Source organism: Bradyrhizobium sp. AUGA SZCCT0176, from assembly GCF_018130145.1.
Lineage (GTDB): Bacteria > Pseudomonadota > Alphaproteobacteria > Rhizobiales > Xanthobacteraceae > Bradyrhizobium.
In genome coordinates, this window is the sequence record NZ_JAFCMB010000012.1 from 63754 (window position 1) to 81293 (window position 17540).

13 protein-coding genes are annotated in these 17540 nt (G+C 62.9%); 5 read left to right on the plus strand and 8 right to left on the minus strand.

The features are described from left to right. Positions 1-93 precede the first annotated feature (93 nt). Positions 94-1386 (minus strand): enoyl-acyl carrier protein reductase FabMG, encoded by a 1293-nt coding sequence (locus JQ600_RS24895; protein WP_212267331.1) that lies wholly within the window; start codon positions 1384-1386, stop codon positions 94-96. 178 nt (positions 1387-1564) lie between these two features. Here JQ600_RS24895 and JQ600_RS24900 point away from each other — a divergent pair, with 178 nt between their 5' ends. Beyond that, positions 1565-2137 (plus strand): outer membrane protein, encoded by a 573-nt coding sequence (locus JQ600_RS24900; protein WP_212267329.1) that lies wholly within the window; start codon positions 1565-1567, stop codon positions 2135-2137. Between the two features lie 33 nt (positions 2138-2170). Here JQ600_RS24900 and JQ600_RS37445 read toward each other — a convergent pair whose 3' ends face one another. From JQ600_RS37445 to JQ600_RS24920, 4 genes are all read right to left on the minus strand, one after another. After that, complete coding sequence (locus tag JQ600_RS37445; protein ID WP_312011079.1) at positions 2171-3211, minus strand: N-acetylmuramoyl-L-alanine amidase; 1041 nt, start codon at positions 3209-3211, stop codon at positions 2171-2173. A gap of 111 nt (positions 3212-3322) precedes the next feature. Further along, the gene (locus JQ600_RS24910; protein WP_212390807.1) at positions 3323-4429 is read right to left on the minus strand and encodes a hypothetical protein; all 1107 of its coding nucleotides are present in this window, start codon (positions 4427-4429) and stop codon (positions 3323-3325) included. A gap of 19 nt (positions 4430-4448) precedes the next feature. Continuing rightward, positions 4449-5108, minus strand: coding sequence for a glutathione S-transferase family protein (locus JQ600_RS24915; protein WP_212390806.1), 660 nt, complete (start codon positions 5106-5108; stop codon positions 4449-4451). 4 nt (positions 5109-5112) lie between these two features. Continuing rightward, positions 5113-6384 (minus strand): MFS transporter, encoded by a 1272-nt coding sequence (locus JQ600_RS24920; RefSeq protein ID WP_212267323.1) that lies wholly within the window; start codon positions 6382-6384, stop codon positions 5113-5115. 314 nt (positions 6385-6698) lie between these two features. Here JQ600_RS24920 and JQ600_RS24925 point away from each other — a divergent pair, with 314 nt between their 5' ends. From JQ600_RS24925 to JQ600_RS24940, 4 genes are all read left to right on the plus strand, one after another. Beyond that, positions 6699-7373: an ABC transporter ATP-binding protein gene (locus JQ600_RS24925; RefSeq protein WP_212390805.1), complete on the plus strand. Its 675-nt coding sequence runs from the start codon at positions 6699-6701 to the stop codon at positions 7371-7373. Next, complete coding sequence (locus tag JQ600_RS24930; RefSeq protein WP_212390804.1) at positions 7370-9832, plus strand: ABC transporter permease; 2463 nt, start codon at positions 7370-7372, stop codon at positions 9830-9832. Before JQ600_RS24925 ends, JQ600_RS24930 begins: the two co-directional genes overlap by 4 nt. Beyond that, on the plus strand, positions 9822-10907 hold the full coding sequence (locus tag JQ600_RS24935; protein ID WP_212390803.1) for a lipocalin-like domain-containing protein: 1086 nt from the start codon (positions 9822-9824) through the stop codon (positions 10905-10907). Before JQ600_RS24930 ends, JQ600_RS24935 begins: the two co-directional genes overlap by 11 nt. 162 nt (positions 10908-11069) lie before the next feature. Beyond that, positions 11070-11462 (plus strand): MAPEG family protein, encoded by a 393-nt coding sequence (locus JQ600_RS24940; RefSeq protein ID WP_212390802.1) that lies wholly within the window; start codon positions 11070-11072, stop codon positions 11460-11462. Positions 11463-11621: 159 nt separating this feature from the next. Here the strand turns inward: JQ600_RS24940 and JQ600_RS24945 are convergent, their stop codons facing one another. The 3 genes from JQ600_RS24945 to JQ600_RS24955 form a co-directional block, all read right to left on the minus strand. Then, positions 11622-12812 (minus strand): ABC transporter substrate-binding protein, encoded by a 1191-nt coding sequence (locus JQ600_RS24945; protein ID WP_212390801.1) that lies wholly within the window; start codon positions 12810-12812, stop codon positions 11622-11624. Positions 12813-13054: 242 nt separating this feature from the next. After that, positions 13055-16210 carry an efflux RND transporter permease subunit gene (locus JQ600_RS24950; protein WP_212390800.1) on the minus strand — a complete coding sequence of 1052 codons (3156 nt, stop codon included), beginning with the start codon at positions 16208-16210 and terminating at the stop codon, positions 13055-13057. Further along, complete coding sequence (locus tag JQ600_RS24955; protein WP_212267306.1) at positions 16207-17430, minus strand: efflux RND transporter periplasmic adaptor subunit; 1224 nt, start codon at positions 17428-17430, stop codon at positions 16207-16209. Before JQ600_RS24955 ends, JQ600_RS24950 begins: the two co-directional genes overlap by 4 nt. Positions 17431-17540: the final 110 nt, after the last annotated feature.

Below are 17540 nucleotides of genomic sequence, written 5' to 3' on the forward strand. Positions count from 1 at the left end.
ATCGGGGTGATCGCAAGGCACAGGCGCACGCCCGGGCAAACCGCTGCGCGGGGGCGCAGGGGTGTCACAACCGAAGTTTGGCGCCTCGGCGCGTCAGGCCTTGGTCGCAGCCTCAGTCACGAACTGATGACCGACCCACCATACGGATTGGCGGGGATTCAATGCCTCATGCAGCATGGCGTATCCGCAGGCCTTGAACACGATTTCGCTCAGCGCCGCCGTGAGAAGCTTGCGGCCGTCCTTGTGCATGTCGATAATTGCTTTCGACGTGGCGTGCATCAATTCCATCTGCTCGGGACCATTGTGCTGCGGCCATTGTTCGAACTTCGTCCAGCGCTGAATAATGTCTGACCGGAAATAATTGTCGGTGAGCTCGATCAGTGCCTCAAGGCTGTGCTCGGGCTTCAGCAGGTCAGAACACTCGGCCAGAAGTTTTTTGGTAACCGGATGATCGGGCGCCTCTTTTTTGAAGGCGGCGAGAAGCGGATAGAGCGCCACTTCAACACCCAGAAATATCGAGCTTGAATTGGTCAGTATCTCCGGCGCATTGAAGACACTCGCTTTCACGCCATCCGCGGTCGCGCGCCGCGCGATATTCTCGAGTTCGATTTTCGCGAAACCCTGCAGGTAGGGTGAGTAGCTCTGCCAGTGATACTCGCCGGCAATAAGGATCTCGGTGCCATGATAGCCGTAGGCCACGTAAGAAACCTGACCGCCGTTCTTGGCGACGCTGTCGCGCAGCCCGGAACTCAGTTCGATCAGATCCGAAAGGCTATTCGCGCTCACATCCATAAAGCTCATTTCGCAGAGCCGGCCGAGGTCGCCTTCCCAAAATTCCTTGGAAGAGGTCGCGGTCCCTTTGAAGACCCGGTTCATCACGGGCATCATGATCTTCGCGCGCGGAACTCCGCCGGCCATGGTGTGAGCGATCAGGACCTTGGCGCCATCGGGAATTTGCTTTTGCAACTCGACCAGATATTGCTGCACGCGCACGCGAAAATTTTCGCGGCCGGCTTTGCGCGACTCTTCCACCTGCGCAAGATCAACCGTGGCCTTGTCCCACTCGCTGAGTTTTAAACCCTTGAGCTGGTCGCATGGGCTGAGACCCTTGCTCGATTTTGCCAGATCGAATCCGCATTCCAAGGGAACGTTGACCAGCGGCTGGTCTTTCTCGGCCAACTCTTCCGCTGTCAAAGGCCGCAGCTGCTCATTTTCATCGCGGCGTCCGACCGTGCCATAGATGACTGTCATCCCGGCCTTCTTGGCTTCATCGATCAGGCCGTTGACGTAACCTCGGGCAAAGACCTCGCCGAAAATGACCAGAACGTCGTTTTTGCCGTAGCCTGACACGGGGTTGACCTGACGAAGCGGCTCGAACTTTTGCACGCGGATATCCTTGGCTGGAGAGGTTCTTCGAATACTAACAAATTGACCGGTACCAAGTACATCGGTTCCATCCTGAACCCAAGCATGAACCCAAGTATCGATACGCTGTCGATACGCGCCGTGCTGGCATTCCCCATACCCGGAGGGTATGATTTGAGGGAATTTGGCGATGGTACGAATGTCGATTTTTACAGGCAGATTAGGTCTCGCGCTCGTCCTGGCGGCGCTCTGTCTGGGCGGGCGGACGGCCCATGCCCAGGCCGCCCCCGTGCCATATTGGAGCCCGAGTTGGCCCCTCGGCTTTGGCGGGACCCTGCCCTCCGACCAGGACTCCCCGACGCGCTACAATTTCCAGAACGGCATGTTTATCAGCGGCACCAGCATTCCTGCGGGAATGAACTGGAACGGCATCAACCAGGCTGGAGCGTTCGGCAATTTCGGCTCGCTCCGTTACGAGGGTATGCAGGCCGGCTACAATTTCGGAAGCCCGGGCGGGTTACCCGTTTCGCTCTATGCCGGGTTCGAAACCTTGAAATACGATAGCGGCATCGGCGGTCCGTTTGCGGCGTTCGACAAGAAGTCCGGCACATTGCCGGGCTATCGCGCGAATGCCGGCATCGAATTTCAGCCGGCGCCGAATCTTAGCCTGTCACTCGGATTCGGCTACACCCAGCGGTCCGGGAGCATCCCCATCGACAGCGAAATCAATTCGCTGCCCGGCGCTTCGATTATCCCCAGCGCTCCCCGCTGACGCAGGGCTTCCGGCCAAGTCCGGTCGTCGCCATCAGAGCGGACCGAGGATGCCCCATCGACGATCGCAATATTCCTTGATGGCCGCGGCGACACCGCTGCTGATGATGTCCCGGCGTTCGGCTGAGTCCATCTGGAGCTCTTCGTCCCGGTTGATGATCGAGCCCGCCTCCAGCAGCACGGCAGCCATCCTGGTCTTTTTCAGCACGATGAGCTTGTCATAGCTGTAGACACCGGTTTCCTTGTTCAGCAGCGGATGCTGGTAGCGGCCCATGATGGGCTGCGAATATTGCTCGGCATATTTCAGGCCCTGGGCCTTCATTTCCTTCGCCAGCAGTTCGGCGATCGAGAGGCTCGCCTTGTATTCCGGGTTGTTGCTGGAAACGAAAACGGAATAGCCGCTGAAGCGGTCGCTGAAACGGCTTTTCCTGCCGCCGAATTCCCAGTCCTCCAGAAATTTCTTGGGCACGGAGTCATGGTGGATCGACAGGAACAGATTCGCGGGCAGATTGTTCGCTGCGGCGACGCGCTTGACCAGGCTGGCCCTCGCCTTGCCTTCGGTCAGCAGTAACTTCGTCTCGGTAAAGCCTTCGGCCTTCAGTTTCTCTTCGATCCGCTGCGTCAGCCGCAGATTGTAGACGAACTCGGAAACGTTGCGGGCGCTGATCGCGCCTTCCGATTGGGCGGTATGCCCCACATCCAGAACGATCCGGAACTTTGACGGTTCGCAGGTGGTTGCGACCGTCTTCGAAACCGACGGCTTGGCCGTCGCCTTTGGGGCAACAGCCTTCGCCGTGCGGTGCTTGGGCGCGGCGGCAGGCTTCGCTACCCTGGCAGGCTTTGCAGCGGCCGGCTTTGGCGCGGCGGCGCGCTTTGGCGATGGACTCTGCTTTGGCGCCTGACGCTTTGGCGATTGAGCCTGCTTTGACGCGCCCTTGAAGACGTCCGACAGCCAGCCGGCATGGCTGACCTCGACCGGCAGAAGCAGCAAGGCGACCATCGCGGCGGCGGTGGTGCGGCGGCGGGGCCAACCGCCAAAGCCTGACTGGTCGAATGTTTTCCCTGACGACGGCAATCCCCACTCTCCCCCAGAGTGACTTCTATGCGCGCTTCATGACCGCATCGGACAGCATCGGCCGGGAGTATGAAGCATGAGTTACCGGTTGCAAGGTTCCACCGGCCGGCTTCAAACCTTTTGCCCCGCCTTGATCTCCTTGAACCTGGCAAGCGCTTGTTCGAATTTGGCATTGAACAGCCACATCGCATCGAGGATTTCGCGCATGGTTGCAGACGTCCGCGCCCTGTCGGCCTGTCCAAAGGTGAAAACGCTGTTGTTCCGCAAGAATCCCATGATGACAGGATCGGAAATCCGGTAGTTGAGTAAATTGCCTGACTTGAGCGCGGACTTGGTCGGCGCGGGAATAATCTGAATCAGCTCGAACAGCTTCATCTGATCGATCGGGTCCGGCAGCGTCTTCACGATCGACGGCACCTGCGGAAAAACCTCCGCATGCGCGTTCATCAGGGCATCCCGCACCGAGGTCCAGTGGTTGAACCGGTGATCCATATTGCCGGCCCGCGCCTCCTCCTTGTCGTCGCGCTGGATCAGCGCAGGATCGAAAGCTGCGATCGACGGCTTGATCGCCGCCCACTTCCGGCGGCCGTTGAGATCTTCCGACGTGCCGGTTTGCAGGCTGCCCTTGTACTTGTTCGACCGCGCATTGCCGATGGTTTGATTGCCATTGGTCTCGGCAAAGAACAGCCCGAGGCTGATCCGGCCCGCCGCCTCGGCATTGACAGCATCGAGGCCCTTGGCGCGCGCGATCGCCGTTCCCAGATCGACGACGTCCTTGAACGGGGTATCTGATTTTTGCGCGCTGGCGGGCGGCGCCTGCATCACATCGAAAAGCTTCCGGTACTCGTCGAGCAGCGGCTCGGTAGCCACGTTGAAATAGGCCGGCGGGATTTCGTATTTGTTGGGCCCACCGATTTTGGACGGCAGCGCGTCGGTGAGATCCTTGTAGGCGCTCAGCATCTTGTTGCGCGCCAGATAGAGCGCCTGTCCCGGCAGGTTCGGCAACGGCTGCTTCGCATCGATCTGCACGCGGCGCTGTCCCAGGATCGCCTCGAAGCTCTTCACCGCATCATTGTACGCATTGAGCGCGTCCGATTGCGTCTTCGTGAGCCCCTGCGCCATCGCGGTGTCTGTCAAACCGATGACCATCGGCAGCGCGAACAACAGCGCGAGCGCAAGCGCCGCCACGGGCGCGCCGCCAAAAATTCTGATCCCCATGGCCGTCTCCCAACGCCCGCTATGCCGGCCGGTTCATCGTCAGCCGCAGATCCGATCCCAGCGGCATCAGCTCGTAGGGCGGCTTCCAGCCCGGCAGCGCCGCAAGGCGTTGGCGCCAGGCATCCAGCGCCGGATAATCCGCTGCGATGTCGAAGCCTGTCTCTTCCGGCGGATAATAGACATACCCGGCCAGCGAGAAATCCACGATGGTCGGCCGGTCGCCCAGCATGAAGGCGCGATCCCTGAGGTGTTTGTCGGCGATTGCAAAACTCGACTCGGTCCGCGCGCGCAGGAACGAAAGGATCGCCGGATGCACCGGCTCCGGCATGAAAGATCGCTGAAACCGGTGCATTGCATGGTTGTTGGTGAACTTGTGATTATCAAACATGATCCAGCGCAAGGCTTCGTATCGCTCGTCGGCGGCGGGCGCGAAATGGCCGGTGGTTTCCGCAAGCCAGACCAGGATCGCACCCGATTGCGACATCAACTGCCCGTCGACTTCGAGCACGGGCACCTCGCCCATCGCATTGGTGCCGGCGCGCCAGTTCGGATCGCGGGTCGCACCGCCCGCGAAATCGACCCCGACCGGCTCCCAGTCGAGGCCGGCGCAGTTCATGTACAGCGCCAGCTTGTAGGAATTGCCCGAGGCGCCGATGCAATGGAGCTTGTAGCGGGCCATTGGCTCACGCGAACTTCGGTTGTGCGGCCTGAGCCAGCAGCCGCGCCCGCTCGCTGTTAGGCCACAGCAGCAGCAGGCCGAGCAGTCCCGACGACACCATAACGACCGCGTTGATGGTGAAGCCGGTCAGATAGCCGTCGAGCGGCGTTGCCGCGTGCTTGATGACGCTTCCCATCACCAGGGGAGCGATAATGCCCGCCAGCGTGTAGATCGCGCCATAGATCGCAATCACGGCGCCGCGCTGCTGCACCGGCGTGAACTCGCCGAGCATCGGCGGACAGACCACATAGATCGAGCCGCTCAACCCGGTACCGACCACGAGCAGCGCAACCATCATTCCGCCCGGCGCGGAATAGGGCATCATCGCGAGAATCAGGCCGCCGATGATCAGCGGCACCGATCCCAGCACGCCGCGCGCGCCGCGGGTGGTAAAGCCCCGCGTCAGCATTACCTGCGAAATCCAGCCGGTGAGCAACACGATCACCGCGCCGAACACCCAGGGCAGCACCGAAACCCAACCCGCATCCTTTTGCGAGAAGCCGAGCCCCTGCACGATGAAGGGCGTGAACCAGGTGAGGCCGAGCGACAGCGCCCAATACGCCCCGAAGGTCGCGGCACAGCAGCCGATGAAGGTGCGCGAGGTCAGGAGCTGGAAATAGGGAACGCGCGGATCGTTGGCGGCCATCGTTACCGTCTGCACCAGCGGGCCTTCCTTGCCCATGATCAGCCACGCCACCACCCACATCAGGCCGACCACGCCGAGCGCGCCGAACGCATAGTGCCAGCTGTGATTGACGATGATCCAGTTCAGCGCGGGCACCGCGAGGATCACGCCGAAGGCGGAACCCTGCGACAGGATCGCGGTCGGCAGGGTGCGCTTCTCGTCCGGAAACCATTTGTAGATCGCATGCACCGCCACCGCGAACGCCGGGCCCTCGCCGGCGCCGAGAATGATGCGGCAGATCAAGAGCGTGGTGAAGCTTACGGTACCGACCATCGGGAATTGCGCCACCGACCAGATCACCGCCATCGCCAACAGAACCCAGCGGGTCTGGACGCTATTGACGATGAAGCCGACGACGATCGCCGAGATCGAAAACAGCAGGAAGAACGAGGATCCGAGTGTGCCGAACTGCTCCGCGTCGAGCTTCAACTCGGTCATGATCGGCACGCCGGCGAGGCCGACCACGATCTTGTCGGCAAAATTGACCAGCATGAACAGAAACAGCAGAAATGTGATTTTCCAGGCGCCCTTGGGCGTCACATGTTCGGTCATGGCTGCTACCCCAAGTTTATCGTTGCCGATTCAGTGACTTCGGCATGCGATGCTAGCCATGGCCTCCCCGGCAAGGCAACTGCGCATTTTGACCGGAAACGTGCCCTGCAACTTTGCGCCGCCTGATGCGCACCGTTACAACCGAATCACGATCCCGTCGCCCCTGATATTGAGGCCGTGAACTGATATCGCGGTCCTGATATGTTGCAGGGCATCACGCCAGGGGAATTTCATGGTCAATTCGATCCATCGCCGCATCGACATTTTGGCCACGCCGGCTTTCCCCACGCGCCGGAAGCTCGCGTGATCAGCGCATGAGCAACGGCGAATCAATCGTGCTCACCGTGAACGGCCTGACCAAGAGCTACCGCGCCGCCGGCGAGGAGGTCGCGGTGCTGCGCGGCGTCAACCTGTCCGTCGCGGCCGGCGAGAGCGTCGCGCTGACAGGTGAATCCGGCAGCGGCAAGAGCACGCTGCTGCACCTGATCGCCGGCCTCGATGCCGCCGATGGCGGCGCGATCAGGCTCGACAACGCGCTGGTCTCCGAACTCTCGGATGCCGGCCGCGCCGAACTGCGCCGCGATCGCCTCGGGCTGGTGTTCCAGCAATTCAACTTGATCCCTAGCCTCACCGTCGAGGACAATCTGGTGTTCCAGTCGCGCATCGCCGGACGCCACGATGATGCCTGGCATCACGAGTTGGTGGAGCGGCTGGGCCTTACGAATCTCCTCAAGCGCTATCCCGAGCAATTGTCCGGCGGTCAGCAGCAGCGGGTCGCGATCGGCCGCGCGCTGGCGACAAAGCCGCTGCTGCTGCTCGCGGATGAGCCGACCGGCAATCTCGATGAAGCCACCGCCGACGAAGTGCTGGCGCTGGCCCGCGACCTCGTGGCGCGCAGCGGCTGCGGCTTCCTGATGGTGACGCACAGCGCGCGGCTCGCCGCCACGCTGGACCGCCAGGTCAATCTGCACGCCGGGGTGATCGCGTGAGGCGCGCGCTCTGGACGCTCGCCGTATTGCTGAGCCATTGGCGGCGCCATCCGATGCAGCTCGCGACCTTGCTGATCGGGTTGATTTCGGCGACCGCGCTATGGAGCGGCGTGCAGGCGCTCAACCAGCAGGCGCGCACGTCCTATGACCGCGCCGCCGCCACATTCGGCGGCACGCGAACGGCGATGTTGGTCGGCCGCGATGCGCCAACCTTCCCGCAACAACTCTTCGTCGACCTGCGCCGCGCCGGCTGGCCGGTGTCGCCGGCACTCGAAGGCCGCATCCAGATCGGCGGACGCTCGTTCCGCCTGCTCGGCATCGAACCCGTGACGTTGCCGCGCGAGGTCGGCAGTGCGCCCGGGGTCGAAACCGCCAATCTGCAAGCCTTCATGACGCCGCCCGGCCAAATGCTGGTGGCGCCGGAAACGCTTTCCGATCTCAAGCTCACCGAGGGCGCTACAGCTGTCACCAATGGCGGCGTGGCATTACCGCCGCTGCGCGTGCAGGCGCAGCTGGTCCCCGGCGTACTGGTGGTCGACATCGGCATCGCGCAGACTCTTTTGAAAACGCCGGATCAATTGTCCCGCCTGCTGATCGGCAAGGCCAGGGGCAAACCTGCGCCGTTGGAAAATGTCGTCGGCGACAAATTGCGCCTGGTTGCGCCGGATGCGGAAAGCGATCTCGAACGGCTCACCGACAGTTTCCATCTCAACCTCACCGCATTCGGACTTCTGTCGTTCTTCGTCGGCCTGTTCATCGTCAACTCTGCAATCGGGCTTGCCTTCGAACAGCGCCTGCCCACCTTGCGCACGCTGCGCGCCTGCGGCGTGTCGGCGCGGATGTTGAACAGCGTGATGGTGATCGAACTGGTGTCGCTGGCACTCTTCGCAGGCCTGATCGGCCTCGTCTGCGGCTACCTGATCGCGGCGACATTGCTGCCCGACGTCGCCGCATCCCTGCGCGGGCTTTACGGCGCGCAGATTCCGGGACAGTTGACGCTGAAGGGCGAATGGTGGCTCGCCGGCATCGCCATCAGCATTCTGGGCGCGCTCGCGGCCGCGGCGACCAGCCTGACCAAGGCGGTTCGTTTGCCGCTGCTCGCCACCGCGCAGCCCTATGCGTGGCAACAGGCGCAGCGCCGCTGGCTGATGTTCCAGAGCGCGGTGGCGCTCAGCGTATTCGCCGCGGCCGGCGCGTTTCTGGTGTTCGGCGATTCCCTGGTGTCGGGCTTTGCCGTGCTCGCGGCCCTGCTGCTCGGCGCGGCGCTGATCCTGCCGATGCTGTTGGAAATCGTGCTCGCGTTCGGCCAGCGGCATGCGCGCGGCCCGCTCAGCACCTGGTTCTGGGCCGACAGCCGCCAGCAGCTCTCGGGATTGTCGCTGGCGCTGATGGCGCTGCTGCTCGCGCTCGCGGTCAATGTCGGCGTCGGCACCATGGTCGGCAGTTTCAACCGCACGTTCCTGGTCTGGCTCGACGGAAGGCTGGCGGCGGATGTCTATGTCAACGCATCAAGCAATGCGCAGGCGACCGAGATCAGGACGTGGCTGCGCGAACGGCCCGAGGTCGAGGCGATCCTGCCGGGCGGCCGCGCCGACACGCAATTGGCAGGCGCGCCACTCGAAGTGCTGGGCCTGCCCGATCACACCACCTATCGCGACAGCTGGCCGCTGCTGGAGTCGGCGCCGAACGCCTGGACCAGACTTCGGCCCGGCACCACCTGCCTCGTCAGCGAACAATTGGCGCGGCGCCTGAAATTGTCGATTGGCGATCGCATCGACATTCCTGCGTCGGGCGGCAACTGGACGCTGGAAATCGTCGGCATCTATGCCGACTACGGCAATCCGAAGAGCCAGATCGCGGTCAACTACGCCGCGCTGACGCGGCGCTTTCCGGAGGTCCCGCTGACGCGGATGGGCCTGCGCGTCGCGCCCGGCCAGATTCCAGCGCTGATCACGGCTTTGCAGGAAAAATTCGGGCTCGACGATCGCAACGTCGCCGATCAGGCGACGATGAAGGCGGAATCGAAACGCATCTTCAACCGCACCTTCTCGGTGACCGCGGCGCTCAACGCCTTCACGCTCGGCGTCGCCGGTATCGCGCTCCTCACCAGCCTGCTGACGCTGAGCAATTCGCGGCTGCCGCAACTGGCCCCGTTATGGGCGATCGGCATCACACGGCGCAGGCTGGCCGCGATCGAGCTTCTCAAGACGATGTCGGTCGCGTTGATCACCGCGCTGTTCGCACTGCCGCTGGGCCTCCTGGTGGCATGGTGCCTGCTCGCGATCGTGAACGTAAAGGCCTTTGGCTGGCGGCTGCCGTTCCACGTCTTCCCGGCGCAATTGCTGTGGCTGGTCGGCGTCGCGATGGCGGCGGCCTTTTGTGCGGCAGCGCTTCCGGTCATGCGACTGGCGCGGATGCAGCCGGCGAGCCTGATCAGGATCTTTGCCAATGAGCGCTAGCGGCCTGATATCCCGCCGCAGTTTTGCCGGCGGCTTGTTGATCGCCTCGCTCGGCAGCAAGGTGTTGGCGCAGGGCTTTGCCGGCTTAGGCGAAAGCGCCAGTGGTTATGCCGCCGTCATCCCCGGCCGGGCATTTTCATTTCCCGCCGATCATGGCCCGCATCCGGAATTTCGGATCGAGTGGTGGTACGTCACGGCGAATCTCGCCGATGCCAACGGTGTCCCTTATGGCGCGCAGTGGACCCTGTTCCGGCAGGCGACAAAGCCGGGCACGCAACAGGAAGGCTGGGCCAATCAGCAGCTCTGGATGGGCCATGCCGCGGTGACGCGCGCCGACACCCATCGCACCAGCGAGACCTTTGCCCGCGGCGGCGTCGGTCAGGCTGGCGCTGACGCCGATCCATTTCTCGCCTGGATCGATTCCTGGGAAATGCGCGGGCTTGGCGCCGTCAATCCGGCAAACATGGCGCCGCTCGAACTCAAAGCCTCAGGCGCCGATTTCAACTATGCGCTGCGCCTCGATGCCGACCGGCCGCTGGTGCTGCAGGGCGAGGCCGGCTACAGCCGCAAATCGCTGCGCGAACAGGCCTCCTATTACTACAGCCAGCCGCACTTCTCGGCGAAAGGCAGCATCACCATCGACGACAAAACTGTCGATGTCACCGGACAGGCCTGGCTCGACCGCGAATGGAGCAGCCAGCCGCTGGCCTCCGACCAGAGCGGCTGGGACTGGCTGTCGCTGCATTTCAAGACCGGCGAAAAGCTGATGCTGTACCGGATGCGCCAGACCGACGGCCAGCATTACGGCTCGGGCAAATGGGTCGCCCGCGACGGCAACACTGAGCCGCTCGCTTCAGCAGATATCAGCTTCACGCCGCAGGCTTACACGGAGATAGCGAACCGCAATATCCCGACCTCATGGCGCATCGCGATTCCCAAACTCGCAATGACGATCGACTGCACGCCGCTGAATGCGAAGAGCTGGATGGGCACGAATTTTCCTTATTGGGAAGGCCCGATCAGCTTTGGCGGGAGTCACACCGGATTAGGCTATCTGGAAATGACGGGGTACTGAAACGTCATTCCGGGGCGATGCGAAGCATCGAACTACGATGTGCTATTGCACATCTGAGAATCTCGAGATTCCCCGGTGCGCAATTGCGCACCTGTGGTCTGGTGCTAACGCACGATCCCGGAATCACGGCCAGGACCGTTCGCAAAGAGGAATCACTCGCCAATGTACCACTTCACCGCTCTCGTCACCTGCCTTGCCATCCTGTTCTACTTCTTCACCTCGATTCAGGTCTCGAAAGCGCGCAGCGCGTTCGGCGTGAAGGTACCGGCGACGTCAGGCCATCCGGATTTCGAGCGCGTGTTTCGCGTGCAGATGAACACACTGGAATGGATGCCGATCTTCCTCCCGTCGCTATGGCTGTTTGCGGTCTATATCAGCGACCCCTTCGCGGCAGGGCTCGGCCTGGTCTGGATCGCCGGCCGCCTCCTCTACATGTTCGGCTATTCGCAGGCCGCCGCCAAGCGCGGCCGCGGCTTTGGCATCCAGGCGTTAGCTGCGATCGTGCTCTGGGTCGGCGCGTCGGGCGCGATAGTGTGGCGGATCGTGCAGGGGTGAGACCGCGCAACTCCCTCCCCACGTCGTCCCGGCGAACGCCGGGACCCATACGCCGTGCAGTCGCGGTAAGGTAAGCTGGCAGACACCTTCTGCAAACAACAGCCGCCGGTGGTTATGGGTCCCGGCGTTCGCCGGGACGACGATGGTGAGAGACGTGCCTCACTTCGTCAGCGGGCAGCCCGAATCCTTGGCGCTCGGAAACGCCTTGTCGCCGGGCACCACGGCGAGCTGCTTGTAATAGTCCCACGGCTTCTTCGACTCCGACGGCTTCTTGACCTCGAACAGATAGAGGTCGTGCACCATGCGGCCGTTCTCGAGCACCTTGCCTTGCGCGAAGAGATCGTCGACCGGAAGCTCCTTCAGTTTCTTGGCGACGGCTTCGGTCTCCTTGGTGCCGGCCGCCTTGACCGCCTTCAGATATTGCAGCGTCGCGGAGTAAGTGCCCGCCTGGATCATGTTCGGCATCCGGCCGGTGCGCTTGAAGAAGCGGTTGGCGAGGTCGCGGCTCTTGTCGTCGCGATCCCAGTAATAGGCTTCCGTCAGCACCAGGCCTTGCGCCGCTTCCAGCCCGAGGCCGTGGACTTCGGCGAGCGTCAGCAGCAGGCCGGCCAGCTTCTGGCCGCCCCTCACGATGCCGAATTCGGCCGCCTGCTTGATCGAGTTGGTGGTGTCGAGACCGGCATTGGCGAGCCCGATGATCTTGGCCTTTGAACTTTGCGCCTGCAGCAGGAACGACGAAAAATCCGACGAGTTCAGGGGAATGCGGACCGCGCCCAGCACCTTGCCGCCCTTTTCCTTGACGAGGTCGCCGGTGTCTTTTTCCAGCGCATGGCCGAACGCGTAGTCGGCGGTCAGGAAGAACCAGCTGTCGCCGCCGGATTGCACCAGCGCCCCGCCGGTGCCGACCGCCAGCGCGTGGGTGTCATAGGCCCAGTGGAACCCGTAGGGTTGGCAGGCGTCGCCGGTGAGCCGCGAGGTGGCCGCGCCGACGACGATATCGATCTTCTTCATCTGCTTCGACAGATCGTGGATCGCGAGAGCGACCGAGGAAGTCGTCAGCTCCGTGATCATGTCGACGTTCTCGACCTCATACCAGCGCCGCGCGATCGCGGTTCCGAGATCGGGCTTGTTCTGGTGGTCGGCGGAGACGATCTCGATCTTGTGGCCGAGCACCTCGCCGCCGAAATCCTCGATCGCCATCTTGGCGGCCTCGAACGACCATTTGCCGCCGTAATCGGCATAGACCCCGGACTGATCGTTCAGAATGCCGATCTTGACGCCCTGCGCCGAGGCCGATCCCGCGAATAAAAGACCGCTCAATGCCGCGGCCGCCAACAAACCCGATTTCATATCTGTCTCCCGGCAGTTCTTGGTTTTGGAAATTTCAGGCCAGTCGTATTCTATAACCCTGCGGTGGCCCAGCTATTCAAGTCAGCCAATAGTCCTGGCTGCGATCCTCCACCTCCGTCATTCCGGGGCGCGCGAAGCGCGAACCCGGAATCCATTCGGCGGCAATTGGCGTAGATGAATGGATTCCCCGATCTGCAATTGCACATCGGGGAATGACCATGGAGCAAAAGACTCACCCGAGATCACGCCGCGACGGCATCCTTCGGCTTCTTCGGATCGGCCAGCCCACGAACGATCATGTAGAAGATGGGCGTGAAGATCAGGCCGAACAGCGTGACGCCGATCATGCCGAAGAACACCGCAACCCCGACCGCCTGGCGCATTTCCGATCCCGAGCCGGACGAAATCACCAGCGGCAGCACGCCGAGGATGAAGGCGAACGACGTCATCAGGATCGGCCGCAGCCGCAACCGGCAGGCTTCGATCACCGCCTCCAGCCGCGGCTTGCCTTCCAGCTCGATGTCGCGCGCGAACTCGACGATCAGGATCGCGTTTTTAGCCGCCAGCCCCACCAGCACCACGAAGCCGATCTGGGTCAGGATGTTGACGTCCTGCCCCATGATCCGCACACCGATGGTCGCAGCCAGGAGGCACATCGGCACGATCAGGATCACCGCGAACGGCAGGCTCCAGCTGCCATATTGCGCCGCCAGCACCAGGAACACGAACAGCACGCAGATCGGGAACACGTAGAGACCCGCATTGCCGCCGGTGACCTGCTGATAGGACAAATCGGTCCATTCATAGTGGAAGCCGCTCGGCAGCGTCTCTTCCGCCAGCTTCTTCATGGTGTCGATGGCGGTCGCCGAACTGGTGCCCGGCAGCGTGTCGCCCTGCAGCTCCGACGCCGGATAGAGATTGTAGCGCGCGACGCGGTCCGGCCCTGAGATGTCCTTGAAATCCACGACGCTGCCGAGCATCACCATGTCGCCGGCCGCATTGCGGGTGCGCAGCCGGGCCAGATCGGAGGTTTCCTTCCGGAACGGCAGATCGGCCTGCGCCGTGACGTGATAGGTGCGGCCGAACAGGTTGAAGTCGTTGACATAGATCGAGCCGAAATAGCTCTGGATGGCTTCGGTGACGCTCGAGATCGGCACGCCGAGTTTCTGCGCCTTGACGCGATCGATGTCGACGAACACTTGCGGCGTGTTGGCGGTGAACGGCGAAAACACCGAGGTCAAGCCGGGCGCCTTGCGCGCCGCGCCAACCAGCTCGTCGGTCGCAGCGGCAAGCATTTCCGGTCCGCGGCCCTGGCGATCCTGAACGCGCATGGCGAAACCACCACCGGTGCCGATGCCCGGCACCGCGGGCGGCGGGATCACGATGATGAAGGCGTCTTCGATCGCAGCTAGCCGCTTTCGTAAATCGTTGGTGATGACAGAAGCGGTCAATCCCTTCTTGATCCGATGTTCCGGATCCTCGAACACCGGGAACAGGGCCGCGGCATTGCCCGCCTGCGTTCGGGTCGCACCCGAGAAGCCGGCGAACGCAGCTACCCTGATGATGCCCGGCGTATCGAGCGCGATCTTTTCGATCTCCCGGACCACTTCGGTGGTACGCGCCAGCGACGCCGCGCCCGGCAATTGCACGGATACGATGATGTAGCCGCGATCCTGCGCCGGAATGAAGCCTTGCGGCGTGGTGTAAAGCAGCCATCCGGCGCTGCCGATCAGCGCGGCATACAGCAGCAGCATGACGGCCGAATGCCGGATCACGAAATTGGCCGCGCTGGCATAACCATGCGCCAGCCGGTCGAAGGTGCGATTGAACACCCCGGTGAAGGCGTCCCAGCCGCGCCCGATGAAATTCCAACTGGCCGGCGGCTTCTTTTCCGCGTGCGGCACCAGGATCAACGAGGCCAGCGCGGGCGACAGTGTCAGCGAGCAAAAACAGGAGATCGCGGTTGCCACCGCGATGGTGACGGCGAATTGCTGGAAGAACTGCCCGGAAATGCCGCCGAGGAACGCGGTCGGCACGAACACCGCGCACAGCACCAGCGCGATCGAGACCAGGGCTGCACCCACCTCTTCCATCGTCTTCAGTGCCGCGTCGCGCCGGCTCATGCCGTGCTCGAGATGCCGCTCGACGTTTTCGACCACGACGATCGCGTCATCGACCACGATGCCGACCGCGAGCACCAGCCCGAACAAAGTGAGGTTGTTGATCGAGAATCCCAGCGCCGCCATCACGGCGAAGGTGCCGACCAGCGACACCGGGATCGCGATGATGGGAATGATCGCCGGACGCCAGCCCTGCAGGAACACCAGCACCACGATGACGACGAGGATCATCGCCTCGTAGATCGTCTTGATCAGCTCGCTGACGGATTGCGCGATGAACTCGGTCGGATTGTAGCCGATATTGTAGTCGAGGCCCTTGGGAAAGTCGGCCTTCAGCTTCGTCATCGTATCGGAGATGTTCTTGGCGGTAGCGAGCGCATTCGAGCCGGGTCGCTGGGTCACCAGCAGTGCGACGGCCGATTTCCGCAGCAGGAAGCTGTTGGTCGTATAGGACAAGGCCCCCAGTTCGACCCTTGCCACGTCGCGCAATCGCACCGTGCGGCCGTCGGAGCCGGATCTGACGACGATGTCCTCGAATTGCTTGATATCCTTCAGCCGGCCGGTGAAGGTGAGATTGGGCTGGAAAGCACGGTCGGCGATCGGCGGCTCCGCGATCTGCCCGCCCGTGATCTGCAGGTTCTGCGCACGGATCGCCGCCAGCACTTCGCCGGCGGTCATGCCGAGCGTGGCGATCCGGTCCGGATCGAGCCACAGCCGCATCGAGTAGTCGCGCGCGCCGAACATCTGGATGTCGCCGATGCCGTCGACGCGAAGCAACTGATCGCGCACCTGCAGCAGCGCATAGTTGCTGATATAGAGCTGGTCGAAGCTGTCGTCGGGCGACAGCATGAACACGACCATCAGGATGTCGGGGCTGTTCTTGCGGGTGACGACGCCGTTGCGCTGCACCTCTTCCGGCAACCGCGGCTGGGCGATGGCGACGCGGTTCTGGACCAGCACCTGCGCCTTGTCCAGATCAGTACCGAGCTTGAACGTCACCGTGATCGTCAACTGCCCGCTCGAGGTAGCCTGGCTGTAGAGATACAGCATGTCCTCGACGCCGTTGATCTCCTGCTCGATGGGGGCTGCGACCGTATCGGAGACGGTCTGCGCGGTCGCGCCGGGATATTGCGTGGTGACCACCACGGTCGGCGGCACCACTTGCGGATATTCCGACACCGGCAGCGTGGTGTAGGCGATCGCGCCGATAATCAGCAGCACGATCGACAGCACCATCGCCAGGATGGGCTGATTGATGGAGAGCCGGCCGAGGTTCATTTCTTGTCACCGGCAGGCGCTGGAGTGGGAGCGGGATTCGGCGTGACTTTCGCGCCGACGCGGGCGCGCTGCAGGCCGGCGACGATCACGCGATCTTCGGCCTTGAGGCCTTCGCGGATTACGCGCAGGCCTTCGTCGAGCGGGCCGAGGGTTACCGGCTTCGCCTCGACGGTATTGTCGTCCTTGACGACGAAAACGATCTTTCGCGATTGATCGGTGGCGATCGCCGTATCGGGCAGCAGCAGCGCTTCATACGGCGCACTGCCGATCAGCCGCACGCGGCCGAACTGCCCGGGCAGGATCGACATGTCCTTGTTCGGAATCACGGCGCGGCTGCGCAACGTACCGGTCGAGACGTCGAGGCGGTTATCGATGAAATCCATCTTGCCGTCATGCGACGGCTTGGTCTCCCCGGTCAGCGTCACCTGCACCGGGTTCGGGGTATCGCGCGAACTCGGCCGCCGGCCCTCAAACCACAGGCGGTTGTTCCTCAAATAGGTCGTCTCGTCCACGTCGAAATAGATGTAGATCGGATCGAGCGAGACGATCGAGGTGAGCAGGGTCGAGGCGCCATCGCTGCCCTGCACCAGATTGCCGGGGGTCACGAGATGACGGCTGACGCGGCCCGCGATCGGCGCCATCACATGGGCGAATTCGATGTTGAGCCTGGCTGCCTTGAGCGCGCCTTCGGCCTGCATCTCGGCCGCACGTGCCGCCTGCAGGGTCTGGCGGCGCTGATCGACGATGGAATCGGAGACCGCTTGGGTCAGGTTCAAGGTCAAGGCGCGATCGAGTTCGCGTTTGGCGAGTTCGCCCTTGGCGCGCGCATCGGAAAGCTGGCCGTCGGCTTGGTCTGCGACCGCTTCAAAGGGGCGGGCATCGATTACATAGAGAAGATCGCCGGCCTTGACGAAGGCGCCGTCGCGGAACTCGACGCTGTTCACGAAGCCGCCTACGCGGGCGCGAACCTGGACTTCCTGGACCGCCTCGAACCGCCCGGTGAATTCGTCCCAATCCGTGACGGTGCGCTTCACCGGCTGCGCGACCGTAACCGGCGGCGCCGCGGCCGCGGCTGGCTGCGGGGGCTTGTCGCCACATCCGGACAGCGCCAGCGCGGACACCAGGATCAGCGGTGAGAGGCTGCGAAGCGAAGGGAAGAAGACGTGACGGCCTTCCGGTTGAACCGGACAATCCCGTTTTTCAGTCGCGCTCAATTCCATCTGCTCCATCTCCCCTGGCACTTCCCGACATCTCGATCGATGGAGGCGGCTGCCGCTCCCCGGCGGAGGTCACAGATGTGACTGGTTCCCAGTCTGTTCAAGAAGGCGAT